Genomic DNA, 929 nt, shown 5'->3' with positions numbered 1-929 from the left:
CGCGACGGTGCACGACAGCGCGCGCACCCTCGCTTCCACCCTGAAGGCGGCCGGCCTCGAGGTCCTGCACGGCAGCTTCTTCGACACCATCACTGTCCGCGTTCCGGGCCAAGCCGCCACGGTCATCGCTGCCGCCGACGCCCGGGGCATCAACCTGCGCGTGATCGACGCCGACACGGTGGGCGTTTCGATCGACGAAACCACGACGCCGGAGATTCTGTCCGCGGTGGCCGACGCTTTTGGTGCCGGCCCGGTTGGCTCCGCCAAGGGTTTCGACCTCCCCGAGTCGGTGCTGCGCACTTCTGATTTCCTGACCCACCCGGTCTTCCACAGCCACCGCTCCGAGACCCAGATGATGCGCTACATCCGCCGGCTCTCCGACCGCGACCTGGCCCTGGACCGGACCATGATCCCGCTCGGCTCGTGCACCATGAAGCTGAACGCCACCGCGGAGATGGAAGCCATCACCTGGCCCGAGTTCGCCTCCATCCATCCGTTCGCGCCGGACTCGCAGACCGAGGGCTGGCGTGAGCTGATCAGCGGGCTGGAAGCGGACCTGGCTGAAATCACCGGCTACGACCAGGTCTCCATCCAGCCCAATGCCGGGTCGCAGGGCGAATTGGCCGGCCTGCTGGCGATCCGCGGCTACCATCACTCCCGCGGCGAAGCACAGCGCACCATCTGCCTGATCCCGGCCTCGGCCCACGGCACCAACGCCGCCTCGGCGGTGCTCGCCGGCATGAAGGTCGTCGTCGTCGCCACCGCCTCGGACGGCACCATCGACCACGAGGACCTGGCCGCCAAGATCGAGGCCCATCGGGACGTCCTCGCAGCAATCATGATCACCTACCCGTCCACGCACGGCGTCTACGACGCCGACGTGCGCCAGGTCTGCGACGCCGTCCATGCCGCCGGCGGTCAGGTCTACC

1 pseudogene is annotated in these 929 nt (G+C 68.5%); it reads left to right on the top strand.

Annotated elements, in window-relative coordinates:
- Positions 1–929, top strand: a pseudogene (locus tag LVY72_RS24100) (glycine dehydrogenase (aminomethyl-transferring)); the annotation flags it as partial.

Origin of the sequence: Arthrobacter hankyongi (assembly GCF_022012395.1) — a bacterium.
In the GTDB taxonomy this organism is placed as follows: Bacteria; Actinomycetota; Actinomycetes; order Actinomycetales; family Micrococcaceae; genus Crystallibacter; species Crystallibacter hankyongi.
Note: the sequence above shows the minus strand (reverse complement) of the source record. Positions and strands in the feature narration are given on the sequence as shown.